The organism is uncultured Cocleimonas sp., from assembly GCF_947495625.1.
In the GTDB taxonomy this organism is placed as follows: Bacteria; Pseudomonadota; Gammaproteobacteria; order Thiotrichales; family Thiotrichaceae; genus Cocleimonas.
In genome coordinates this window covers 1-23881 of the sequence record NZ_CANLZW010000043.1, presented here as the reverse complement: position 1 = coordinate 23881, position 23881 = coordinate 1, and the positions used below count along the sequence as shown (strand labels likewise).

Below are 23881 nucleotides of genomic sequence, written 5' to 3'. Positions count from 1 at the left end.
TAATTTACGTTTATTTAATTGTTGTATTAGGCAACATTTTTGAAGTCTTTCACTTTGATCTCTTCATCAGAAGGTAAAACCTGGTAGGAAGGTTTGCTCTGCATTTTCTCAAACCATTGTTTGAGAGAAGGGTGCTTATCTATCAAATCCTGTTGATTGGTAATGGAACAAAAGTGTAGATAAGGTACCCAATGAACTTCTGCAAAGGTGTAGTCATTCGCAAAATGGTTTTTATCGCTTAGGTGTTTATCAGCAATTTCAAAAGCGTGATTAATTTTATCCTTGGCCATTGTGATTTTTTCCTGATCTTCAACATAAGACGTGTCATGCATCGGATTGATAAAACGCTCTTCAATCAGGGTGTTTATATGGGGTAATAGCTTTTCTGTTCCTACTTCAATCCAGTAATTTTGTTGCCCCAGATTGGCTGCTTTTTTTGGCGTTAGTGATTGACCACTTCCCTTGATATCAATATAAGGTAGAACCGCAGCTACACCTGAAACCACCAGTGAATCATCAATTAGACTGGGTATTTTTCCAAATGGTGAGATACTTAGGTACGCATCTTTATTCTGATCTTGTTCAACAAGATCCAATAAAGCTAATTCGATATCTAGTTTCTTTTCAGCTGCAAGGTAAAGACATTTACACGTATCAATATGCCCAGGGAAACCTTTTAACTGTAGTTTTTTGATTACTTTCTTTTTTCTAGAAAAAAAACCCATAATTTACATCCTTACTTTTTTAATCACTCAGTTTCATATACTCAAGTTTTCATGCTACTCATTTATATAGAATTAATCATTAAACCATTTAAATGGAGCTTCACCTGCTATCTTTAAATAAAGTGTGACGTTAATGACAAGAGCTACAAGTAGTACTACAGCTCCCAATAAGGCAAATAAAGGGTCTGAGTGTTTATCAGTTAATCCAACTGCGTTCATACCAAAAAATACTACGACAGAAAAAATTGCCATTGCGGCGATTGCTTTTAATGAAGCCATTTTTAATCTCCTTAAGGTGTATAAGTTATCTATGAATGTAAGTTTCTATCTAGAGTCACATTCGTTATTACAAGGATGTTAGTTTCTGCCCCCAGGCATACTGCTAGCGTCCAGAAATTTATCAAAGTGAACATCATCTTTATCCATACCTGCTGCTGTAAAAATTTCAATCGCAGCATCAATCATGGGAGGAGGACCACATAGGTAGCCTTGACTTTTTGCCATATTCACTTTGTTTGTGTCGATATATGTTTGTTTTAAATGGTCAGTGACGAAGCCACGTGCACCTTCCCAGCCGGAATCTTCGGGCTCTTCTGACAGAACTGGAATGAATTCGAATTTTCCTTTCCAGTTACTTTTTAGTTGTTCCATTGTATCCAGACAGTAGAGGTCTTTTTGGCTACGTGCGCCAAATAAATACAGTACTTCTCGTCTACAGTTATTATCACGAGCATGTTCTAATAATGCTTTGATGGGAGCCATTCCACTTCCACCTGCTACACAGACAATGGGGGATTGACCAGGGCGTAAATAAAATGATCCATAGGGTCCGGTTATATCTACAGATTCTCCAACGCGATCATCAGCGAAAAGCCACTCTGTGAACTCTCCATCTGGAACTCGTCTTACAAAAAAGCTGACTTCACGATCATTCTCCTTGGTTGGAGATTTAGCGAATGAATAGGATCTAGGTTGATCGATATTACTTACAGATATTTCAGCGTATTGTCCTGCCAGGGCATTCCGTGGAATATCTTCATCGGCTTTAATAACCAGCTCCACAATATCGTGAGTCAAGGCATTCATACTATGAATCAACCCTTTATGAGAGCTAATGTTCAGGCTTTGTTCTGAATCTTCTAATAGGTTTACTTCAATCTGAACATCACTTTGTAATTCTGACTGGCAAGCGAGAATCATTCCCGCTTGCAAGTCTTCCTGTGATAGCACGTAGGAAAAATCGGATAGTTCTTTGATTTGACCTGATTTAAGTTTGCATTTACACGTACCACAACTCCCCACTCTACAGTCATGAGGCCATTGCACTCCAGAACCTAATGCAGACTTAAGAAGATTATCTCCAGCGGTCACTGTAAAAGTTTTACCGGATACTCCTATTTCCGCATTCCAGTCCTGTTTTTTCTGTTTTTTAAAGATTCCAAACATCAATGTCGTCCTATTTTGTAAGGGAGAATGTTGTAGTCATATCAGGCATTAATATGAATATCTCTCAATGCGTTGCTCTGTATATCTGATGCCGTTGGCAATACATCGTATGCTTTGATATTTTCCTTGCTTGTGCTCGGGTGTGCTTTGATTAGTCCCCACCAAGCGTTAACGGCAGGTCTGGAGGAAAGAATATCTCCAGCATTGGCTATTTCACAGCCTTGTGCCAGCGCCGCCCAATGGCTGTCGGCTAAACTAAATGCGCCACAAATATATTCTCCGCGTAACGCCGTATCTTTATTGTTTAAATGAGATTCCAGGACATCAAACCATGCAGCCACCTTGTCTTTATTTTCCTCACCTGCTAGCAAGTTTTGAACATCAGGTTGGGCTAATTCAGATGCGATATGAATCATTTTGTACATAATGGTTCGAATAGTTGCGTTACGAGGGACTAAGGATGGACCAAAGCCCTTGTCATCTAAAAATGACATCATGGCATTTGTTCCGAATACGACAAAGTCAACGTCTCTTAATACAGGATATGAACCATGTGGAGAAATATCTGCAGCGGCAGCAGCATCTCCTTCACCGTTTTCTCCTATAAAATGTGCATCTATATCAATGCCTTTTTCAGCTGCAGTAAATAAACATTTAGCTGTATTTAGACAGGCAGGATTTCCATATAGTTTCATCTTGTCTTGTAAGTGATCACCTAGCATATATCCTCCTATGATCGATTCTTTTCGAAGCTTCCGTGTTCTCTCTGATATTGGTGATAAAAAAAGATCTCCAATTAACAGCCTAACTTTCGTCTTCGTGGATTTGTAAAGCACCTGAGGGGCATGATGCAACGGTGGTTCGAATTTGGCTTTCTTCACCGGCATCAAGGTTTATTTTAAATTGTCCGTCTTCAACCTTAAAAACATCAGGGCTACCCTGAACGCATTTACCAGCGTGAATACATGTGGATTCATCCCAAGTTACTTTCATTTTCTAGCTCCTTTACAAATTTGTTAGTTACTCAAATACTTAATTAAACATCTAGACTAAACGCCTACGATGTCACCCTTCATGGAGTACAAAATAGCAAGTACTTCATCGTGTTCTTTATCACCAATACCATTTGATTTAAGCGCTTTTAATACATCATCAACCACACCATTAAATTCCTGGTCGTTGATATTCATACCTGTATGGGCTGTCAACATGTCATCACCGGTGTAATTTTCAGATCCTCCAGTGCCTGCACCAAAGAAATCGCGAACTTGTTTTTTTACATGCTCTGGATCAGATTTAGCATATCGATTTTGAACTAGCGGGTTAGAAGTATGGTTACCCCAGATATCCTCGGTAATCGCTGCAATTCCTTCTGCGCCACCTAATCTTTCATATAAACTGGCTTCACTCATTGTTATTTCCTCTCTTGGTTGTTTTGGGTTAACCCCGCATCTTTGTTAGATGCGGGAATACTGCTTTAATGAGCACTTTTTTGTGCTGTTAATTAGTACTAAAGTTTATGCATAACCTACTTGCTTATTGATGCGGTCAGCTATTTTGCGCTCACCTTCTGAGGCAAATTCCTCATCCCATTTTGCAAGTTCCTTCTTGTAATAAGCATGATAAAGAGGCGGAGCTAAAGCGAGTGCGAATAGAGTAAAGTAACCCCATCCAACATTGGGTGCTCCAACCTCATCAAGCTCCCAGAAGTGTGTTTCACCGCGGTCGTGATGATCTGCCTGTCTACCAATTTCAATAAAGAACCAGCTGGTAAATGCAGTAGAGTTATCCCATGAATGGCGGTAATCGATAGGCTGACCTTTTTCACGAATCAGACCGTAGTGTTCCATATAGTTAAGTGCTTCTAATTCAAAGTTAGAAATGAACCAGACTATGGCTAGACAGCCAATTCCTATCCATCCACCAGCGAACCAGAATAAGAAAATAGTCGGTAAGCTCATGGCATAACCGCGTAACCAGCGATTTTCCCAAGTGAAGAAAGATTTACCAGAACGAGCTAGACGTTGCTGTTCCATGCGGTACAGGAATTTAGATTGTCCGATTCCAGCGAGTGGGTAATGTTGAAATAAGCTGCGACCACGAGGTGAGGTTGCAGGGTCATCTTCATGTGCTAACTCAAGATGGTGATTGTAAACATGCGCATAACTGAAATGAGCTTTACCACTTAACGCCATCATCCAGCGAGATATAGCGAAGGTATAACCTTTGGTATGGCTGAGTTCATGTCCGTAAATAATACCGATACCTGCAAAAATACCCGAAGAGATCGTTGCTCCGATAAGGTCTAGACCTGATATACCTGCTTGATAAGGTAAAATGCCAAATAATGTATGGTGATATCCAGCACTTAGTGGTGCTCCAGACACATACATATTGATACGCCATGCTAATGCAACTTGAAGTAAAACAAATACACCAAGCATTGTGTACATAACTGCATTTTGTAGCCAGGCTATACCATTGGTTTCACCATTTTCATCGAATCCTGCGCCATCTGTTTGATAATGCATTAGGGTGTCTATTAGAATGCCGACGCCAAGAAGTAGCACACCTAACCAGGAGAACATTCCTCCAATAAGTACGCCGATCATTGAGACTATGATCAATAATGGGGCAAACCAATATCGAGCGTTGATTAAAATTTTGTTCATCAAGACTTCCTCCAATAGATAGTTTTAGTGATACCTTTTCGATAGACTTAAGTTATTTACTTTAGGTTTAGCTAGCGACGTTTTAACGGCTAGTAAGTCACATCGAGCTTAGATTAGGACACAACTTTTTGTGTCTAACTACATGCTATATTTTCAACTGGAGGAAGGTAATACGTAGAAATACGTGAATTATTTATTTGTGAAATTGATACTAAAAATAAGGATTATTGGCTTGGGTGAGAAACGCTAATTAGGCGTCTGAATCTACTAAAATACTAATACGAACGACATCTGAAAGTGAGCCAGCATCGAGTTTGTGCATTAAACTGGAACGATGCAGTTCAACGGTACGAAAACTAATGAAGAGAGCATCGGCAATTTGTTTATTGCGTTTTCCTTCAACCATACCTTGCATTACCTGGCGTTCTCGCTTTGTTAACGTCAACATTTTTTGCGCTGCTTGCATACGCCATTCAATATCTTTTTGGCGTTCTTTTTCACCATTTAAACACTGATGAATTCGACGCAGTAATTCTTCGCTGTCAAAAGGTTTTTCGATAAAGTCAGTTGCACCACCTTTCATCGCTCGGACGGCAGTAGGGATGTCAGCATGACCTGTAAGAACTATTACTGGAATATCGAAACTCTGTTCATGAAGAATTTTCTGTAACTCAAGTCCACTCATATCTGGCATGCAGACATCAAGTAGTAAACATCCGGGGCCGATTTCAGAGAGCTGATCGAGAAATGCCTGAGCATTTTCAAAGCTTCTGGATTGTAATCCATCAGACTTCGTTAATAAGCTTAAGGCTTTACGAACTGGCTCCTCGTCATCGACGATGTAAACGGTTTGTTCAATGGACATTGCTCATCTCTTCTTTCATATGTGCTTCCAATTTAAAACAAAATGTAGTGCCGCCTTGCGTATTTCTTTCGGCAACTATTTTGCCCCCATGCGCATCGATGATAGATCGGGTAATTGCTAGTCCCATACCCATTCCATCTTTTTTGGTGGTAAAAAATGGCTCAAAAATTTTCTTTTGATGGACTTGATCAATTCCCGGACCACTGTCTATTATTTCTATTTCCACCATGTTTTTTTCGGGCATTGATGTTTGAATGATGAGCTTTCTCTTAGGTTGCTCAATTTGTTGCATGGCTTCAATGGCATTATGCACAAGATTAAGCACTACTTGTTCAATCAGAAGTCTGTCTCCCACTATGTATGGTAAAGGTTTGAATAACTCTAATTTAACCGGAATATTATGCCAGCGAGCTTCTACTTCTACTAAATGGACAACATTTTTAACCAGCTGATTCATGCTGATCTGAGTTTGTTTAATTTCTTCATTTCTTACAAAATTTCGTAATCTAACGACAATTTCTCTAGCACGTTTTGCTTGTTGACTGATGTAAGTAATGGCTTCAAGAATCTCGTCCTGATTTCCTGTTTTCGCCTTAATCATTTTTTCACAACCTGTGCTTAGACCTGCGATTGCGGTTAATGGTTGAGCTAATTCATGGGCTATCTGGCTACTCATTTCGCCGATTGTTGTTACTCTTGATACATGAGCGAGTTCCATCATTTGTTTTTTATCGTATTCTTCAGATTTTTTTCGTTCAGTGATATCTGTGAAAACGCCAAGACAACCTATATATCCTTCGTCTGGGTCAAAAATTCTTTTTGGAGAGGTTAATGTATAAAATTTCTCATTGTGTTTAGTAACCCAGGCTGTTTCGAATCGTTGAATTTCACTCGATTTGGTTGGATTCGACATATTTTGTTGCATCATCTCTTTATCGTTGTCGTGCACAAAATCCAACAACGACTTACCTATGACTTCCTTGTTGTTATATCCAAACATTGAACAAAAACTATCATTTACATATGTAATCTTATGTTCATTATCAGTCAGCGCTAATGCTTCACTCATTGTTTGAACCAGTTCACGGTATCGTCTTTCACTGAATCTTAGAGCAGATTCGGCCTCATTGCGTCGTAATTCAGCTTCTACTCTGTCGGTAATGTCCTGAATGATAACTGTAGCGCCTAACTGTCCTGAACGATCAACCAAAGAGGAGGCGATAACTTCTATATGTCGAACGGTACCGACTGTTTCACTAATATCAAATACTTCGGGTGAACGCTGTGTAGAAGGTGCAACACATTTGGCAATGATATTATGGAATGCGACGCGTTCAGATTCAGGAAACATATCAATGAGTGATGTCCCTATCGCATCGCGTTCCGAAAGCTTAAGAATCTGTCCAGCGCGGCGATTAAGTGCCAGAATTGAACCTTGTATATTGATATTAACGACACCAATGGGTGCATGATCGAGTAGACGATCTAAATATTGTTTAACACGAGGTTTATCCGGATAGCTGCTACCCATTCTTTTTTGTGATGCGGCTATAGTGCCACGATAAGCGCGGCGTTTTTGAGCACGTAAAACCATTTCAGAGAGTGTAACGGGAAGTTTTTCAAATGAATCAGTGGCTAATATTAAGACATCACTTCCAAGAAAAGGAGAAAACTGCAGCGCATTTTTAAGTTGTTGATTTTTATTTGGTTCTGTCAGAATAAGTAGGGGAATATTTTTATCCAGAGAATGAATTCGTTGAGCTATTCTAACGGGCTCTTTATGTTCGACCCCCAATACTAAAGCATCAATATTACTCGTCTTTTCTTTCAGCATTTGAAAAAGCATTTCGGTGTTAGCCGCTTCTTCAAAATTAAAATCAGTATCAACCTGATTAAATAATAAGTTTCTGACCTTTAAATCAACATTTAATAAAACGATATGACTTTTTTTAAGCGTTTGATTTTTTGAATCTTTATATGCTGATAAATAAGCTGTTTTCAATAGTTTTTCGGAGCCCACTTTATGCTCCTAATATTGGCTGGCCAAGTAAAGTTCTTCCCGTCCAGATTCTCAGCATATCGGTTGTCGGAGCCATCACATGTGATGCTCTGGCATCGCGTAAAAGCTGATGTAATTTAGAACCGTTTCGATAAGCCATACCACCAGTTAGTGTCATCACTTCATTCACAATAGTAACAGCGCATTCTGCAACTTCTGCTTTAGTCGTAAATACAGCAGGTAGGGAATCTGGATCACCAGAGTCAAAGCTGGCGGCTGCATGATAAGCAAGTCTTCGAGTACGTTCTAGATTTCCCCAAAGTGTTCCCAATCTATGTTGTAACACAGTAAATTGAGAAAGATTGGAGCCCGTTGCAGAATAATTTCGTTTGATTAAATGTTCTCTGGCTATTTCGATCGCACTGCTGGCAATTCCTAGATACGCACCAGACATTGCCATCAAAAAGTAGGGCGCTACTACCTGAAATACATACCAAATTTGATCACCTTCTTCACCCAGTAAATCACTTTTAGGTACAAGAACATCATTGAGATCTAATGAGCGGGATGAGTTACCACGCATACCCAGTCCGTCCCAGGCTTCCCCCCATTTCAAACCTTTCGCATCATCACTAACAACAATGCAGGAAAATTGTCCTATGGGTGCATCGGGTTCTGCGGCTACTGTAGAAATCACATAAGAATCTGCATGGCTACCATTGGTAACGAAGGTCTTATTGCCATTAATTTTATACTGATCGTTTGAAGTAGCTTCGAGCTTAGTATCAGGAATGTAAAAGTGAGAACCAGATCCTGATTCACTTAACGATAATGTTGTCAGGTGTTTTCCTTGAACAATGGGTGTTAGGTATCTATCGATTTGATCGGGGGTCGCTTTAGCTGATAACACTGCTGACCCTACACAATGCATGCCAAAGCACATAGCGGTAGATGCACATTCTTGACCGAGAATTTCACTGACTCGGAGTATTCCAAAAGAACCCTGGCCAAGCCCTCCAAATTCTTCAGGAATAGTCAAGCCACCTAAAGAAGCAGATTGCAATGCTCGTATACTTTCTTCGGGCCAAAAACCTTCTCGATCTATCTCTTCTGCATTAGGAGCAACGATAGAATGAGCTATATCTTGAACAGATTCGAGGATTACCTCAAGTTCAAGTGGATATCTCTTCAAGGGCACAGAATTGGTTTTCGGTGATTCCATATTACTCCTCAATAATAGAAAAACTGGTCCTTACTTATGTTTAAAATTGTAGGTCTAACGTTATTTAAAAATTATTATTATTTTGAAAAAAGTATAGAAGGTATTTTAATTATCATGCGATCTAAGTTGAAAATAGATCAAATTACTCAAAACAAGTTATAGCATAAAAGCCTGAGAATTCTTTTACGTACTTCTACGTATTTACCAACATCCTGCAATAAATATAGCATGATAAGAATAGCAATGAACATTCATTCTATTTATGTTTCTTACCAACTAAACAGGATCTAGTGCAGAAAAAGCCTGAGTTATTAGCAGAATTAAAAATATTTAATTATCTAAAAAAATAGATATACAAGCGCAAAAAATAATTCTGTGTATGTGTCATTTAAGCAATCTACGCCAAAAATGTAATCTTAAAAAATAGAGCAGAGCAGTTAATCGTAAATTGATTAATGAGAAATGCCCTTAAGATTTTTTAATTCAGGAGGAGAAGAAATGAACCTAATAAATAAACGCACACTTGTTGTTTTCACAGTACTAAGTTCTACATCTATATTTGCAGGACCCTATGGATATGATCTCCATAATACCCTGGCTCCAGCCGCAGCAGGTATGGCGGGAACAAGTATCGCCAAGTCCCCCGATACTGTATCCGCAGTCTTTGGTAACCCAGCTACTTTGGCTGACTACGAAGGCACACAATTTACCTTTGGTGCCACTTTTTACATGCCAGAAGTGGACTTAACCCATGATGGCAGTGTGACGGGAACCGCTTTCAATGAAGCAAAATCAGGTACTGATATATTTCCAGTTCCACAAATAGCAGTAACACAGGATTTACGCGGCCTTAATATTCCAGCGACCATTGGGTTAGGACTGACTGCAACCTCTGGTATTGGTGCTGAATTCAGGAAAACGCCTGGATCTCTTGGCGCGGGTGCTGAATTTATCATTTTCGGTGTTAACGCAGGACTCGGCTACGAAATTACTGATAATTTATCTGTGGGTGGTGCAGCAACAATTAGTTTTGCACAAATGGATCTGGGACTGTCTTCGACCGGAGCGCAAACCCATGATTTAGGACTTCGTGCAACATTAGGTGCGACCTATGATATAGGCAAAACCACGATTGGTGCATTCTACCAAACTAAACAAGATCATAAATTCGACAGTCTGGTGGAGGTAACGCCCGGGGTATACGACGATACTCGAATTTCTCAACCCGCTAACTTCGGTATAGGTATTTCGAATGAAAGTTTGATGGATGGTAATCTGTTATTGTCTGCAGATTTTATCTACAAGCAATGGGACGATGCGGACTTCTGGCAGGATATTTACGAAAACCAAAAAGTCTATTCACTGGGTGCTCAACTTACTAAAGGCAATTGGAAATACCGCTTAGGTTATGGCTATGCTGATGATCCAACTAAGGAGAATGTGACAGCAGGTATTGGTTCTTTAGGGTCAGTTGTAACCAATCAATTCGGTCAAATCCCTGTAAGTCAGGGGGTGGTTGAATACCTTCAGGCTGCTGAAGCAGAAGTTATTTACAAGCATCGTCTAACTGCAGGTTTAGGTTATCAAAATATGCTTGGTGTCAAAGGATTAGATTTAGATGCTCATGTTGGTTATCAGTTTGAAGAATCAAGAGAGTACGGTACTGGCTCATTAGCAGGTGGAGGACATACCCGAGCTGATGTGAGTTCATGGCACACAGGTTTTGGCTTAACCTGGAAATTCTAACAGTTAACTATTTTGTGAAAACGAATGGCTGGATGAAAATAACATTCAGTCATTTTTTTGGTTAAAAAATCAGATTCATAGAACCTTGATTTATGAAACATTTAGAGAAGAATTAGTGTGAAATGACTCAAGTAATATTACATGCTGGAGAAGAATATATATCGGAGGACCTCGATTATTATTTCTCTACAGAACGAGATAAAAATAATCAAATTCGACCGGATACAACAGTCGTCAGCATGCTTCCAGTTTTTGGAGATATCGAAGGTAACTTTGATAATTTAAACGCTGGAACAATCAGTAATTTCTTTTATCCTCAGCTTCCAAATCAATTAGATCGAATCTATTTAGGCATCAGTGTTTCTCTGTTTTCAAACCAGTGGGGAGCCTCCTTATTAATCGAACTTTTGAAATTAGTAAAACCGGGTGGGGTCATTATTCTTCCGGTTTACCCCGAAACTCAAGCCGCAGAGAAAGGATATTGGTCTAGAAGTTTTCTGGAGAATATTTTCCTTAGTCGTTCGAGCTGGAAAGGTATGAGCAATGTAAATGCCGAAAATGATGGTGTGATGTCATTGCGTGTAGGAAAAAAGTGGCCTGAACCTCGTCCTAGTTCGATTGAATGGTTTTATCGGGAAAGAAGCAACCTATTGCTTAATAGTATCCAATATAGTCATATTGACTCTCCAATTAAGAATCAGATAAAAGACACCCTTAATAGTCTGTGCCATTTAATATGGGAAGAGTATCAATCTAGCGCCATTGTTGAACGTATCATTCAGGATAATTGCAACACCAAGAAGCCTATGGATATCATGCATATTGGTGCTGATTACGGCTTATTAATCAATGATTTGATGTTAACTCCTCAATTAATGGTAGAACAAGGCACCAGTTGTCATATAGGTTCTACAATACCAATGTTAATCGAGAATATTGGTCGTTATTTTGATCCGATAACGAAAGGTAGTCATGAGGTAAATCAAGGTCCCATTAATGAAGTGAGTTTGGTAGATTCTCAGGATGTCATTATTTTGAGAGATCTACTTTGTCAAAGAGATATTGGTGCTTTTGAATCGTTACTGAAACAGGCATGGACACATTTAAATACGAATGGCTTGCTGATTTTATTTGATGATCTGTCAAATGATCATCGTACTCTTGAAGTAGTCGATAGACTACTAAGTGAAATAGGGGAGGTTAGCTATTATTCAACGATTGTAGCGAGTAAGATCGAGCCTGATGTCACGATAAGTCAATATTCCCTGGCGATTGAAGAGGCGTTACGTCAGGAAGCAAAAAATAAAGATAAGGTTTATCGTGTCCTACAAAAACAGAATTACTGAATCTATTTTATTAGTGCGATTATCTAACTGACACAACTCTCTGCATCTTTCTTTTTAAACTCATTTAACAGATGAGTATATTTACCTTCTTCCTTGTCTATTTCAACAATGTACTTATTGATATTACTCTCTGGATTTTTTTGGTCTGCCTGAAATTTCTCCAAAACATCTGCTGTACTATTTAAAAAGATAACGGTGGAAGCGAAACTCATACCAAGTCGAAAATCGAAGTTTTTATATTCAGCCGTATTCGGGTTAAAATTAGGGATGCTTTTTCGCATGTCTTCAAAGTGTTCGGCATAGCTTAAAAGCCGCTTTTTAGAATACCCCTGCAAAGAATAATCAACCACCATCGCACGTAATACATCAGACATTTTGAAGCGTGCGACAGTATAAGCCTCAAGTTGGTGCTGTAATTTCTCTTTTAAACTCTGGATCGTGGGATCTGATTTTGTGTTCGTTTTTTCAGAACAGGTAATCGTATCTTTCATACTTGGCATACTATCTGCCCACGAAGAATTAACACCAAAACTCAGGCCGAGTAACAATAGAGAAATTGCTTTAAAAAAGAAGTGTTTCATAAATAGCCTTTAGTGTTTGGTGAACATTTAGTATAAATTTTTTCTAAATCCATTAGAAAAAACAGCCTAAAAGTAGGGGGGTGACCAATACTTAAAATAATTAGTTTAAATTTTATCTAATCGAGGAGTTTCCTCATATACGTAGTATTACTTGTATGTTGAAAATAGATATTTTGAAATTGATAAAAAGAAACAGAATTAAAGATCTAATTGTTTTAATTTTTTCAAAACAAAAGGTAGCCGACAAAGTTTTATTTCGTCTATCCAGAGGAAAGGCGAAGCCGCATAAATATCATTCAAAAGTAGGGGGGTGACTTAATTTTCTGATCAAATATAAGACTTCAATACCTTGGCTTTACTTCGGCCTTCTCATAATTAGAAAAATGAGCATGGCCAAAGCAAAGAAGTTATTAAACAAAACCGAAGATTGATTGTGTTGGTAGTTATTGCCTAATGAGACAGCTCTTTTCCATTCAAGCTAACCGAGCCCTTAACGTCTTGTTTCGTAAGCAATATATCTAATACAGGACAGTGGCTTTCTACCATTTTTATTAAACCCGCAATTTCTTCATCACTGGCATCGCTTTCGAGTCGTGTTTCAAATTTTATGTTTTTAAAACCTGGCGGGATATTTTCGCCCATGCCAAATAGACCTTGTAAATCAAGGTAACCCTTTACATCCACTTCGACAGTTTTTAACTCAATACCCATTACCGCAGCATAGGCTGAATACATGATTTCCTGACACGAGCCTAAGGCAACTAGTACGATTTCGACAGGGCTATATGAGCTATCTTTACCACCGAGTGTGGGTGGCTCATCAATATACATCGGAGGGAAATCTCTCACAGTTGCAGAGCATCTGACATTTTCTTCGAGCTTTGTATTGGCTCTAAAAAGTACATTGGCCTCAGCGGGATTTGCCGTTAAGTGTTCGATGGTTTTGGTTAACGATTCTTTTAGTGTAGCTTGTGACATGGGTTTTCCTCCTTTGGCTCAATATGGCTTGAATGCCATTTGAGTTGTTACTCAAGCTGAGTATAAGGAGCTGTGTAAAATTAGATATTCGCAGAATTACGAGTGTTATTAGTAGTATTACGGTGCTGGAGGTCAATGCGACAAACTGTCCCAGCTTATTTTTTAGCTACTCTAGGCTTAGATTTAAGGAGGATATTTGTTGGGCTAATTTGACGACAGATTTTGATTTCATTTTTCGTAGAATATTGGCTCGATGGGCTTCGATAGTTCTCGGGCTTACATCCATTTTTCGGGCAACCACTTTATTCGCATGCCCATGGATAAGATAATTCAGCGTTTCTTTTTCCCTTGGTGTCAGACCCGATAAGTTATTTTCTAACTGATCTCTATTTACATCATTGCTACGTACTACTTCATCCTGACTCAATGCCTGTTGGATGCGTTCCAGCATTTGATGATTCCTGAACGGCTTTTCAATAAAGTCTATGGCACCTCTATGGATCATTTTTACAGCCATCGGAATATCACCATGCCCTGACATCACGATCACAGGCATATAACTTCCTATTTTATTGAGGTGTTTTTGCAGGGCGACACCATCCATTCCAGGCAGGTAAACATCGGTGATTAATACGCCTTTGTGTTGCAACTCAAACTGATCTAAAAACAGGTTCGCAGATTCATATTCAAACGGCGTAAGTCCAACCGATTGAACTAGAATCGATAAAGCATCACGAACTGCCGCATCATCGTCCACAATATATACATTCTGAGGATTATTCATCATAGGCTTTCACACTATTTTGATAGTTTTCTGCTGATAAAGTGAAGTTAAAACAAGAGTTGTCTTCTTTGGTATTTTCATACCAGATGTGTCCACCATGAGCTTCAACAATAGATCGGCTGATTGGCAAACCCATACCTAATCCTGTGGTTTTCGTTGTATAAAACGGCGTAAATAAATCAGCCGCATTCTCTTCCGAAATCGCTGGCCCTGCATTACAAACTTGAATCAGGACTTCATGATCTGGTGTGTTTGTTGCTCGAACGATTATCTGGTGTTGATCGACGTCCAGATCTTGAACCGCATGAATGGCATTGGTGAGTAAATTTAACAATATCTGTTCTATTTGTATGCGATCCGCCTTAATCACCATCAAGTCATCTGCAATTTGCAGCTGTAGACTGATTTGATGTCTGCGAATATCTGTTTTAATAAATTCAAGGACTCTATTGATGGTCATTTCTATTGATATCGTCTCGTGCATTGGTGACTGCTTGCGGACAAAGTCTCTGATATTTTCAATAATTTGAGTAGCACGCTGGCTTTGATCTACTATTTTTTCTAGTAAGGACTTTAATTGAGGATGAGGTTGCGCCGAGGAACTCATTTTGTGGGCAGACTCAGCATAGCTTGAAACAGCACAAAGCGGCTGATTAAGTTCATGCGCCAGACTCGAAGCCATTTGACCCATAGTGCTCAAACGACAAACATGTGCTAATTCGGTTTGCTGTTGGTATAACTGCGCTTCGTTCTTTTTACGCTCATCGATATCTCTGGTAATCGCTAACAGTGCTAGCACTTTACCATTGGTATCTATCAGCGGTGCAGCGTGCGTTTCAAGCCAGCGTTTACTTCCATTAAGGCAGAACACTTCAAATTCCATATCACCGCATCTGCCGTTAAAAACATCTTTGGTTAACGCCTGATAAGAAACTTTATACTCTGGCGCCATAAACGCATAAATACTTTTACCAATGACGTCTTTAAGATTGTCAGCCTTGAGTAGGGAAAGACCCGCGGGATTCATCTCGATAATCTTTCCATGAGCATCCTGGAGTTTTACGCATTCAGGCTCTGATTCGATAATAGTCTGTAATTTGTTGTTTTGTGATTCCAGTTGCTGCGATATGGATTTATGTTCAGTAATGTCCTGAGTAACCGAAAGCTGGCTTATGATGTCTTGATTAGCGTTTTTCAGTGGAACCGCTTTAGTCTTCATCCAGCGTTTATTGCCATCGGCTGTAATAACTTCGTATTCAAGATTCCCCTGTTCCCCCTGAAATACTTTTAGGCTCATTTCCTCGTAAGCTTGATGGTATTGAGGTGCAATCAAATCATAAATAGACGTGCCTGCAATATCAGACAGAGATGCCACTTTCAGCAGTTTCAAACCTGCGTTATTCATCAACTCAATCATGCCATTCTTATTTTGCAGGTTTATGCACTCGGGGGCAGATTCGAAAATGGTCTGAAAAAATTCATTACCCATTTCATCTTTTGTGGCATCAATAGTCAGTGGAATCATGATTATTCTTCCTTAAATATTTAGCGGGACAATGACTGCTTTAAATCGAAGTATTAAAAGCCATAGAAAACAGAGTATAGAATAGAAATTGAATGAAATGAATATTCATTTCTTTATGTGCGCACATGTTGATCACTCATCAATTAATGAATCAATAACTACATATCTCAGGTTAAAAGAACTTTTTCAGTTGAGTATAGAGACAGATATTATTATTATTAGAATAGAGTTTTGGTATTCAATTTGATTAAGTGGGAATGCATCAATGACACTAATGAAACGAATTTATAGAAAGTATAAATATTGGTTTTAACAGGAATAGAATAAAAAAAGGCCTTAAAGTAGGGGGTGTACATTTAGTGATTATTCATTTATCTGGATTGTCTAACTATATTGACTAGCTGTATTGATTAGCTATAAAGCGATAACCAGTAAACACCCCAAATCACTAATGCGATCCCTGTAATCTTTCTCATTAATTCTGATGGGATAGGTAGTATTTTTTCCAATAATACAAACAGTGTAATTAGAATTACCCAAAGCATATTCATCACACCGACAGCGAATAAAATCAGCATTAACGCCCAACAACAGCCGACACAAAATAAGCCATGATGTAAGCCCATTTTTAATGCGCCAATACGACCATCTTTCCATGATGTCATAATGAAACCAAGCGGTGTTCGGCATTGATCCAAACAGACATCTTTTAGTGATGTAAATTGATAAATGCCAGCGAGAATTAGAATGCCGCCACTGAGTAAATAGCTACGGCTATCCATCATTGGGTTGAGTAAACCACTGCCATGTAATGGCCATTGTATGAGGCTAACGATTAGGCTGAATAAGCCCCATGCAAGTAGATAGCCTGATAAAAAAAGCCAGGTAGGCGCATACGGTTGCTGCTTTTTCTTTTTAGCTTTGTTTACGGTAGTAAACATCATCACCATCGGGACGACTGTGGGTGTCATCATTGCGATCATCATGGTGAACCACATCATAAACAACATGAAGAAATCGTAGCCAGTCCAGGTTCTTGCACTTCCAACGGGTGGCATCCACATGTCTACGAGGTGCATATTCTGCATCGCCCAAGCCATATAGAACATATATAACCAACCCACACTAGCGACGATAAATAAGCCACTGTAGATTATTTTTTTATCTCTTGGATTTAAACTATTTGTATTTATGTGTTGAGTCAGCATGTTTTAGTTAAATCATTAAAAATCGTAATTTAAATAGTGGGTTATTTCTGAAAAAAGTAATACACGTATTAATACGTATTTTTCACGTCCTTCACAAAAGCTAAACTGAATTAACCCATTTTTAACCCTTAACCCCCATTAGAGAGCAGAATATTATGGCTATTGAAAATTGGAAAATTGAAGGGAATTATTTCGAATCGTGTAATTGCGACAATATATGTCCGTGCATTTTACTGCAGGCTCCTACAGAAGAATTCTGTGAAGCGATGGTTGGTTGGCACATTGAGAAAGGTCACTGCAATGATGTTTCACTCGATGGAATAAAAGTAGGTGTGTGGCTGCATTCACCGGGAAATTTAACTGATGGTAATTGGAATCTGGCATTGTATGTAGATGAAGAAGCGAGTCAGGAACAGTTTGATGCTGTCAGCGCTCTTTGGAGTGGTGAAGGTGGCGGCCATCTCGGTGTAATCGCCAGTTTGGTTAGCGAAGTAAAAAGCGTTAAAAAAGCCAAAATATCATTTGAAAGCACTGATACTAAAAAGCATTTAATTATCGATGGTGTCGGTGAAAATGAAATGGTGCCAATGGAAGGCGGTGAAGGTCGCCATGTCATTGTGACTGATCCGCCATTGCAGGTAGCACCAGGTTTTCCAATTGTCGTATGTGAGTCCGTAAATGCTCATTACAATGACAACGGCGACAGCTGGAAACATTCTGGAAAAGCGGGTTTAGCATCACCATTCCTATACGGTCCTGCTAACTAATAAACAGTTCAATATCGAATCTACGTAGGTAATGACTCTATTGCCATTACCTACGTTATCTAAACCATATTACCTAAACTATCTAAGCTATATTTTCTGCTTTAGCTAAAACAGAGTCTCAATCATATCGTGCAGTAATCCAAGTGTTTCCGAATCATCAGAAAGCACATCAGCGATGCCATATCTGCATGCGATTTTAGGATCAAAGCCCCGATTAATCAGTTTTGCTGTGTGTACCAGCAGCCTAGTACTTGCGCCTTCTTCCAAACCATTACCGACTAAATTGCGAGTCATCGAAGCAAGTTTTACCAATCGTTGGGCCATTTCTGTAGGGAGTGCAGTTTCTTCGTGAACTATGCGGGTTTCGGCATCTTCCGGAGGGTAGCTAAAATCGATGGATAGAAAACGTTGTCGCGTGCTGGGTTTGAGGTCTTTTACCGCACTTTGATAACCCGGGTTATACGAAATAGTGAGAAAAAAATCAGGTGCTGCTTTGAGTATTTCACCGCGTTTTTCTAACGGTAGGATTCTCCTGTCATCACACAGAGGATGAATCACGACGGTGGTATCTTTACGGGCTTCCACCACTTCATCCAGATAACAAATACAACCGTTTCTCACAGCTGTTGTAAGCGGACCATCTTGCCAAATCGTAGTGTCGTTTTGAATCAGATAGCGACCTACCAGATCTGAGGTGGTTAAATCATCATGACATGATACGGTGATTAATGGCAGTTTGTTATACCAGCTCATATATTCCATAAAGCGGGTCTTGCCACAACCGGTTGGACCTTTTAACAGCACCGGTATTTTTTCAGCGAGGGCAGAATTAAAGACTTCTATTTCATCACCTGTTGCTAAGTAATAGGGTTCTTCAGTGATGTAGTTTTCAGAGTTGATAATAGTAGTTTCAGTATTCATCTTTTCGGTAGTCATATCTAGAACCTAGCTTGTAAGGTGTTTGTAAATGGTTGATATTTGGACGGGTAGTTGTGATACATCTGAAATTAACTGGTAACGGTTTGATCCCAGCATATGAGGCAGGTAGTCCATTCCTTCTTTATCAAACGTTAAAACGAATGGGTTTAATTGTAAGGCTTTAGCTTCATTCAAAGCACGGCGTGTGTCTTCGATCGCATATTGACCCCGATAGCTATCCACATCGTCTGGCTTACCATCAGTGAGCACAAATAAAATTCGGGTTTTGGCAGACGTCTTACTGAGTACAGTTCCTAAATGCCTTATAGCGGCACCCATACGTGTATATTGTTGTGGTTGCATGGAAAAAATCCGTGATTGAATCTTGTTGTTATTACTTTCCGTAAAACTTTTTATCGGGTAGATCTGACAGTTATTTCGTCCAGAGCCAGAGAAAGCGTAAACGGCATATTGATCTTCAAGACGTGCCAGGGTTTTACACAACACTGAAGTCGATTCTTTAATCGCAGTATTTTTCCAGCCACGTGTCGAACCGCTTATATCAACCGCAAACATAATCGCAACATTCCGCGTACTTTTATTATTCCTGATATATAGGTTTTGATAGTCATCGGCGTTTTTACTTCTATTACTGCGCGCGTCTACCCAGGCATCAATATCGATGTCATCACCATCGCTTTGAAAGCGCATGGATTTTTGTTCGTTAACCAGTAAATCTAGCGTTTTTTTAATTCGGGATTCGATATGTTTTAAATGAGGACTAGTTTCTATTTGTTTGTTTTCAATAAGGTTATCAGATACCACTTCTTCAACCTGACACCAATCTTTTCGGTATTTTTTTAAAGAGGTGTCCCACTCTTTATAGTAGAACTTATTTATTGCTTTAGGTTTTTCAAGCTCCTGATTAGCACTGGAAACATCTTCAATATTCTGTTGTTTATCACTGTCTTGTTCTTTAACTTGCTCGTCATCGTCATACAGCATTTGGTCTGTTAGGTTTGTTTCTTGTCTAAATTCATTGTTCGTATTGTTTATATCTGCGATAGCCTCTTCAATGGCATTCTCATCTTTTTCCTCATTTAAAGGAGATGCCTTTCCATCCTTCATCGCTTCACGAGTTAGCTCAGGTATAAAAACGGGTTGGTAAATTAATTCAGGAAGAGCAGGGGGATTGTTGATGTATTTAGTGGTCAATCGCAGACTATCTTCAATTGTGTTTAATGCATCGTTAGAAAAAGTGCCTATAAGGTGGGGGGTGTCTGTTTTATTATTGATAGCATCAATATCTCGCCAAACCCCCGGGAAATTGTCCTTAATCGTTTGATCTACTCTTAGCGTTTCAATATCACCAAAGAGTTTCAGATAATGCTTTCCATGATTTTTAATTCCATCTCCTAATGCATTGATTATATTTGGATTAATAGATTGGATTTGTTCTAATAAATGAAACATCTGGATTTTAAATAGTTTGAAATTATCTTCATAATTATCGAAATAAGAAATCTTGGCAGGTAGATATATTTGAAAACCATCCGTGTAAGCTGTATTGATTGTAGAAAGTTCTGACGACTGTTTCGCCACCTCATTTGCGACCAGGATCGGGATATCTTTTTCATAGATACTGTAAATCAGTTTCTCCAGCTTTTCGCTTATGGTGTTCAAATTAACAATGTGAGGTGCTTCAATATAACTGGGATGCTTACTGATAAGTTCGCTAGCCTTGTCATCATAACCATCAGCTAACAGGCTTTTAATATCGTAAACCCACTTGTCATACTGAGTCTGTTCCATGCTAGAAATAGCAGCAGCAGATACGGTCAAAAACTCATAACCATGTTCATATGAAGTTTCTGAAATATCAGAGAGATCAGAGAGTAAGCGTGATTGTAAGTTGTGACTGAAACCAGCTAGTTCGTAGGCATGATCGATGATTGGTTTTTTTGATTTGATATCATTGAGGACCATTTCTAAGCGAATTAGCAGCTCAGTTGTACCCATGCCGCCAGAGACAGCCGTTAACGTGGGACCACTTTCAGGGAGTTTGAATTTAAGTGGTTCCCTATATCTTTTCAGTAGGTTTTTGAAAAAACCCATACTTCTCCTGACTTGAGAAAGAATTATCAGCTAGCGCTTTCTGTCTATTGGCTCCTGTGATGGTTCTTGTGATGCTTTCAACGAATACGCTAGATGATGTTACGGTAAATATAATGCTGTTTGTGATAATAAAAATCTAACTGTTTGATTGTGCCTGTTTCTCAGTGCTTTGTTCAAGACCTTCTAATTGGCGATACGATTGTCTTGTTAAGGCCTCATGAAACTCCAGAGCTTCATCTGACATTGTTTTGTTGATATGAGTTTGATGATGTTCTTGTGATTTTCGCAGGACAAAGTCAGTGTGACCTTCTTTGTTGTGCCGTATTTCATCAAGAACCTTCGCTGATGGCGTTAATTCCGGATGCAGAATCATTTGTCGGTAGTGGGCTAAGGCATTGCTATACACTGGATTTCGATGAGTTGTATCTAGCTTTGCGGCGATTGGCTGCATTTCATCTAATAGTTTTTCTGCCCAATCTTGTAATTGGATTTCAGCGTTTTCTGTGTGAAGTTTTATTCCAGGCTTTCTTCCGAAATATGCCGTTTGATTTAAGTTAGAACGGTTCATTTCTTCATTGTGTCGATTATGTGTTTTGCTATTTTTGATTAAACAATAGTTTACAAATAACTCGGTGAAATGAAGTTGCTGAAGATCAAGCCCTGAAGCACTAAATGGGTTGATATCAATGGAACGAATCTCCAAATATCTCACGCCCCTGTGTTGCAGAGCGTCAAGGTATGACTCGCCATTATGTGGAATCTGTTTCGGTCTAACACTACTGTAGTATTCATTTTCAATCTGTAATTCATTGGTACTTAATTGAATTCTCTCATTATTTTTATACAGACCAATGCGTTGATACTCCAGATTTGGTGTATTGATCGCGGCAGTCAGAGCGTTCAAATAAGACTCTAATGACTGGCAGCTTATGAAGTTTTGGTTTTGTGGTTGCCATTTATTGGTATAACCAATATCACTCATACGCAGGGAGGTGGCGAAAGGATTGAAGTGCGTATTTCTATTGAATTTTTGTAGTGATGTTTGTTTGTTACAAAAAGAGCTGGAAATCGCTGGTGATGCGCCAAACAAATACAATAATAACCAATCATAACGCTGGATATTTCGAATCGTTGACATATAGCGTTCTGAAGTGAAGTGTTGCAACGCTTCTTTACTTTTCTCCAGCTCACGAAGAACAGGCCATATTTCATCGGCAAATGAGTAATTAAAATGTATCCCGGAGATGAGTTGCATTTTCTTTCCATACCGCTGTGCTAGTCCACGGCGATATATCGTTTTCATCATGCCTGATTTAGAGCTTCCATATTCTGCAATTCGGATATCATCTTCGTTGTCTAGTTCCCCAGGCATACTGGCAGTCCAGATCAATTCATCTGCAGGTAACTTTTTATACACAAAGGTTTGTAGTTTATCTAAATTGGTAAGTGCGTTTTCACTACTCCAGCAAGGTGGAGTAACGAGTTCGAGTTGTGACTCAGAAAAATCTGTAGTGATTGATTGATGTGTAAGTGCTGAGCCAAGTACTTCCGGGTGATTGCTTGTTGTTAGTTGTCCATCTTTTAACGTTCTAAGACCTTCTTTTTCCAGGCCAATTCTGTTACCTGTAAAACATGAAGTAGGTAAATTATCGATATTTATCTGCATAGAAAAGACTCGGGGTAATAATGCATATTCAGTAAAAAAAGTGGCTGGCTTTGATTAAATTCTAATTACATTTTTCAAAATAAAAACAGGCTAAAAAGTAGGGGGGTGTGTATCATTAAATAAGATATTTATTAATAAATCAGGACTTATAAAAAAGATGTATTGACTGATAAACAGTCAATACATAAGCCACCAAAGTTGTTAAAAATTATTTATATTCAAATTGTTATTTATGCCAAAGCGCCAGATGCTTTAGCGGTATGCGTTGCAATTGCATCCATTAAAGGTGGTGATAGACAATCGTATGTCGGTAATCCAATTTCAGTCAGACGGCTTCTTATTGCACCCATATCATCAGGATTTACGCCAGTTTCTATAACTGAAGAAACAAATGCGGCAAATTCAGGTTGTGACCAACCAGAGTCATCGGATAACTCGGTATGAATAAAATCAAGACCATAAAATGGATGACCAGTATCCTCAATACGACCATACATATGAGCGCCACAGTCCTTACAGGCGTAGCGTTGAATAGTCTGACTAGGATCAACAATCGATAGTTTGTTAGCGTTTTCCGTAACATTAACGTTATCGCGGCCCACCACAGCTACTTGTGAGAATAGCGCTCCTTCAGGTTTCCAACATTGGGTACAACCGCAGGCATGATTGTGTGCCGTTTGTGCTCCGACGCTCACTTTCACAGGATTACTATCACAAAGACAGGTAAGAGTGCCTCCTGCAAAATTATCTGATGCAGCCTGGATACCATTGTTCATGGCTGGATGAATATTCATAGCGGTTTCTCCTTGAAACATTTTTAAAATTTTAGAAAAAATACACATTAAGATGATTTCTCCCCTCGTTTGCTCACTTGTACTATTTTACGAAAATAGTAATAAGCCAATATATAAAATGAATATTCATTCTAGTCAATTGATAGATTTTTTTGAAAAAGGAAGGATAGTTTATTTGGGTATTAATAGTATAAAAAACAATAACTTAAATTAAACTACGTAGTAATACGTATTTTGTGTTCAATTTTACTTTTGGTTAAAAACACATAATATACAATACATTTTTTTGCATTAAAACTAGCTTAGAGATGTAAATAAAGTGAGACTATTAGAGAAATTTAAGAAGATATAAAAAGAGAAAACAAGAATATAAAAACGAATATTACATTCGGTGAATGAAATAATTTATTGTTTTATGAGAACCGCAATCTGGCTTAAAAAAGTGCTTAGCTCTGCATAAATTCTATTACACATAAGAACCACGTCCTTAGGACGTGGAAGAGGTTCAAGGCTCTAGCCTCAAG

General features: G+C 38.8%; 22 protein-coding genes. 3 read left to right on the top strand and 19 right to left on the bottom strand.

What is annotated here, in order from left to right; all coding sequences use genetic code 11:
- Window positions 1-26 precede the first annotated feature (26 nt).
- From Q1A31_RS18640 to Q1A31_RS18595, 10 genes are all read right to left on the bottom strand, one after another.
- On the bottom strand, window positions 27-725 hold the full coding sequence (locus tag Q1A31_RS18640; RefSeq protein WP_299880505.1) for a glutathione S-transferase family protein: 699 nt from the start codon (window positions 723-725) through the stop codon (window positions 27-29).
- Window positions 726-797: 72 nt separating this feature from the next.
- On the bottom strand, window positions 798-1004 hold the full coding sequence (locus Q1A31_RS18635; RefSeq protein WP_299880502.1) for a hypothetical protein: 207 nt from the start codon (window positions 1002-1004) through the stop codon (window positions 798-800).
- A 78-nt stretch (window positions 1005-1082) separates the two neighbouring features.
- Window positions 1083-2171 (bottom strand): 2Fe-2S iron-sulfur cluster binding domain-containing protein, encoded by a 1089-nt coding sequence (locus Q1A31_RS18630; RefSeq protein ID WP_299880499.1) that lies wholly within the window; start codon window positions 2169-2171, stop codon window positions 1083-1085.
- Between the two features lie 41 nt (window positions 2172-2212).
- Entirely contained in the window at window positions 2213-2893 is a 681-nt protein-coding gene (locus Q1A31_RS18625; protein WP_299880496.1) for a glutathione S-transferase family protein, read from the bottom strand.
- 82 nt (window positions 2894-2975) lie between these two features.
- Entirely contained in the window at window positions 2976-3164 is a 189-nt protein-coding gene (locus Q1A31_RS18620) for a (4Fe-4S)-binding protein (RefSeq protein ID WP_299880493.1), read from the bottom strand.
- Window positions 3165-3220: 56 nt separating this feature from the next.
- Window positions 3221-3583, bottom strand: coding sequence for a group 1 truncated hemoglobin (locus Q1A31_RS18615; protein WP_299880490.1), 363 nt, complete (start codon window positions 3581-3583; stop codon window positions 3221-3223).
- A 105-nt stretch (window positions 3584-3688) separates the two neighbouring features.
- A complete protein-coding gene (locus Q1A31_RS18610; protein ID WP_299880487.1) occupies window positions 3689-4843 on the bottom strand; it encodes a fatty acid desaturase in 1155 nt (384 codons plus the stop codon).
- A gap of 250 nt (window positions 4844-5093) precedes the next feature.
- Entirely contained in the window at window positions 5094-5708 is a 615-nt protein-coding gene (locus Q1A31_RS18605) for a response regulator transcription factor (protein WP_299880484.1), read from the bottom strand.
- Window positions 5698-7728 carry a PAS domain S-box protein gene (locus tag Q1A31_RS18600; protein ID WP_299880481.1) on the bottom strand — a complete coding sequence of 677 codons (2031 nt, stop codon included), beginning with the start codon at window positions 7726-7728 and terminating at the stop codon, window positions 5698-5700. Before Q1A31_RS18600 ends, Q1A31_RS18605 begins: the two co-directional genes overlap by 11 nt.
- 1 nt (window position 7729) lies before the next feature.
- Window positions 7730-8929, bottom strand: coding sequence for an acyl-CoA dehydrogenase family protein (locus Q1A31_RS18595; RefSeq protein WP_299880478.1), 1200 nt, complete (start codon window positions 8927-8929; stop codon window positions 7730-7732).
- Window positions 8930-9427: 498 nt separating this feature from the next.
- On the opposite strand from Q1A31_RS18595, the gene Q1A31_RS18590 reads away from it, so the two are divergent.
- Both Q1A31_RS18590 and Q1A31_RS18585 read left to right on the top strand, forming a co-directional pair.
- On the top strand, window positions 9428-10675 hold the full coding sequence (locus Q1A31_RS18590) for an OmpP1/FadL family transporter (protein WP_299880476.1): 1248 nt from the start codon (window positions 9428-9430) through the stop codon (window positions 10673-10675).
- A gap of 122 nt (window positions 10676-10797) precedes the next feature.
- Window positions 10798-12021: a hypothetical protein gene (locus Q1A31_RS18585; RefSeq protein WP_299880474.1), complete on the top strand. Its 1224-nt coding sequence runs from the start codon at window positions 10798-10800 to the stop codon at window positions 12019-12021.
- Between the two features lie 23 nt (window positions 12022-12044).
- On the opposite strand, the gene Q1A31_RS18580 is transcribed toward Q1A31_RS18585, so the two are convergent.
- From Q1A31_RS18580 to Q1A31_RS18560, 5 genes are all read right to left on the bottom strand, one after another.
- On the bottom strand, window positions 12045-12602 hold the full coding sequence (locus Q1A31_RS18580; RefSeq protein WP_299880471.1) for a hypothetical protein: 558 nt from the start codon (window positions 12600-12602) through the stop codon (window positions 12045-12047).
- Window positions 12603-13052: 450 nt separating this feature from the next.
- Window positions 13053-13580, bottom strand: coding sequence for an OsmC family protein (locus Q1A31_RS18575; protein WP_299880468.1), 528 nt, complete (start codon window positions 13578-13580; stop codon window positions 13053-13055).
- 166 nt (window positions 13581-13746) lie between these two features.
- A complete protein-coding gene (locus tag Q1A31_RS18570; RefSeq protein WP_299880466.1) occupies window positions 13747-14367 on the bottom strand; it encodes a response regulator transcription factor in 621 nt (206 codons plus the stop codon).
- A complete protein-coding gene (locus Q1A31_RS18565; RefSeq protein WP_299880463.1) occupies window positions 14357-15889 on the bottom strand; it encodes a PAS domain-containing sensor histidine kinase in 1533 nt (510 codons plus the stop codon). The genes Q1A31_RS18570 and Q1A31_RS18565 overlap by 11 nt, the downstream gene beginning before the upstream one ends.
- Before the next feature lie 410 nt (window positions 15890-16299).
- Window positions 16300-17097, bottom strand: a complete 798-nt coding sequence (locus Q1A31_RS18560; RefSeq protein WP_299880460.1) for a DUF2182 domain-containing protein — start codon at window positions 17095-17097, stop codon at window positions 16300-16302.
- Window positions 17098-17252: 155 nt separating this feature from the next.
- On the opposite strand from Q1A31_RS18560, the gene Q1A31_RS18555 reads away from it, so the two are divergent.
- The gene (locus tag Q1A31_RS18555) at window positions 17253-17864 is read left to right on the top strand and encodes a DUF1326 domain-containing protein (RefSeq protein WP_299880457.1); all 612 of its coding nucleotides are present in this window, start codon (window positions 17253-17255) and stop codon (window positions 17862-17864) included.
- Window positions 17865-17969: 105 nt separating this feature from the next.
- On the opposite strand, the gene Q1A31_RS18550 is transcribed toward Q1A31_RS18555, so the two are convergent.
- The 4 genes from Q1A31_RS18550 to gfa all read right to left on the bottom strand — a co-directional run bounded on the left by Q1A31_RS18550 (window position 17970) and on the right by gfa (window position 23357).
- Window positions 17970-18800, bottom strand: coding sequence for a CbbQ/NirQ/NorQ/GpvN family protein (locus Q1A31_RS18550; protein ID WP_299880454.1), 831 nt, complete (start codon window positions 18798-18800; stop codon window positions 17970-17972).
- Window positions 18801-18809: 9 nt separating this feature from the next.
- Window positions 18810-20897: a nitric oxide reductase activation protein NorD gene (locus Q1A31_RS18545; RefSeq protein WP_299880451.1), complete on the bottom strand. Its 2088-nt coding sequence runs from the start codon at window positions 20895-20897 to the stop codon at window positions 18810-18812.
- Between the two features lie 136 nt (window positions 20898-21033).
- Window positions 21034-22563, bottom strand: a complete 1530-nt coding sequence (gene gshA, locus Q1A31_RS18540) for a glutamate--cysteine ligase (protein ID WP_299880448.1) — start codon at window positions 22561-22563, stop codon at window positions 21034-21036.
- 230 nt (window positions 22564-22793) lie between these two features.
- On the bottom strand, window positions 22794-23357 hold the full coding sequence (gfa, locus tag Q1A31_RS18535) for an S-(hydroxymethyl)glutathione synthase (protein ID WP_299880445.1): 564 nt from the start codon (window positions 23355-23357) through the stop codon (window positions 22794-22796).
- Between the last annotated feature and the right edge of the window lie 524 nt (window positions 23358-23881).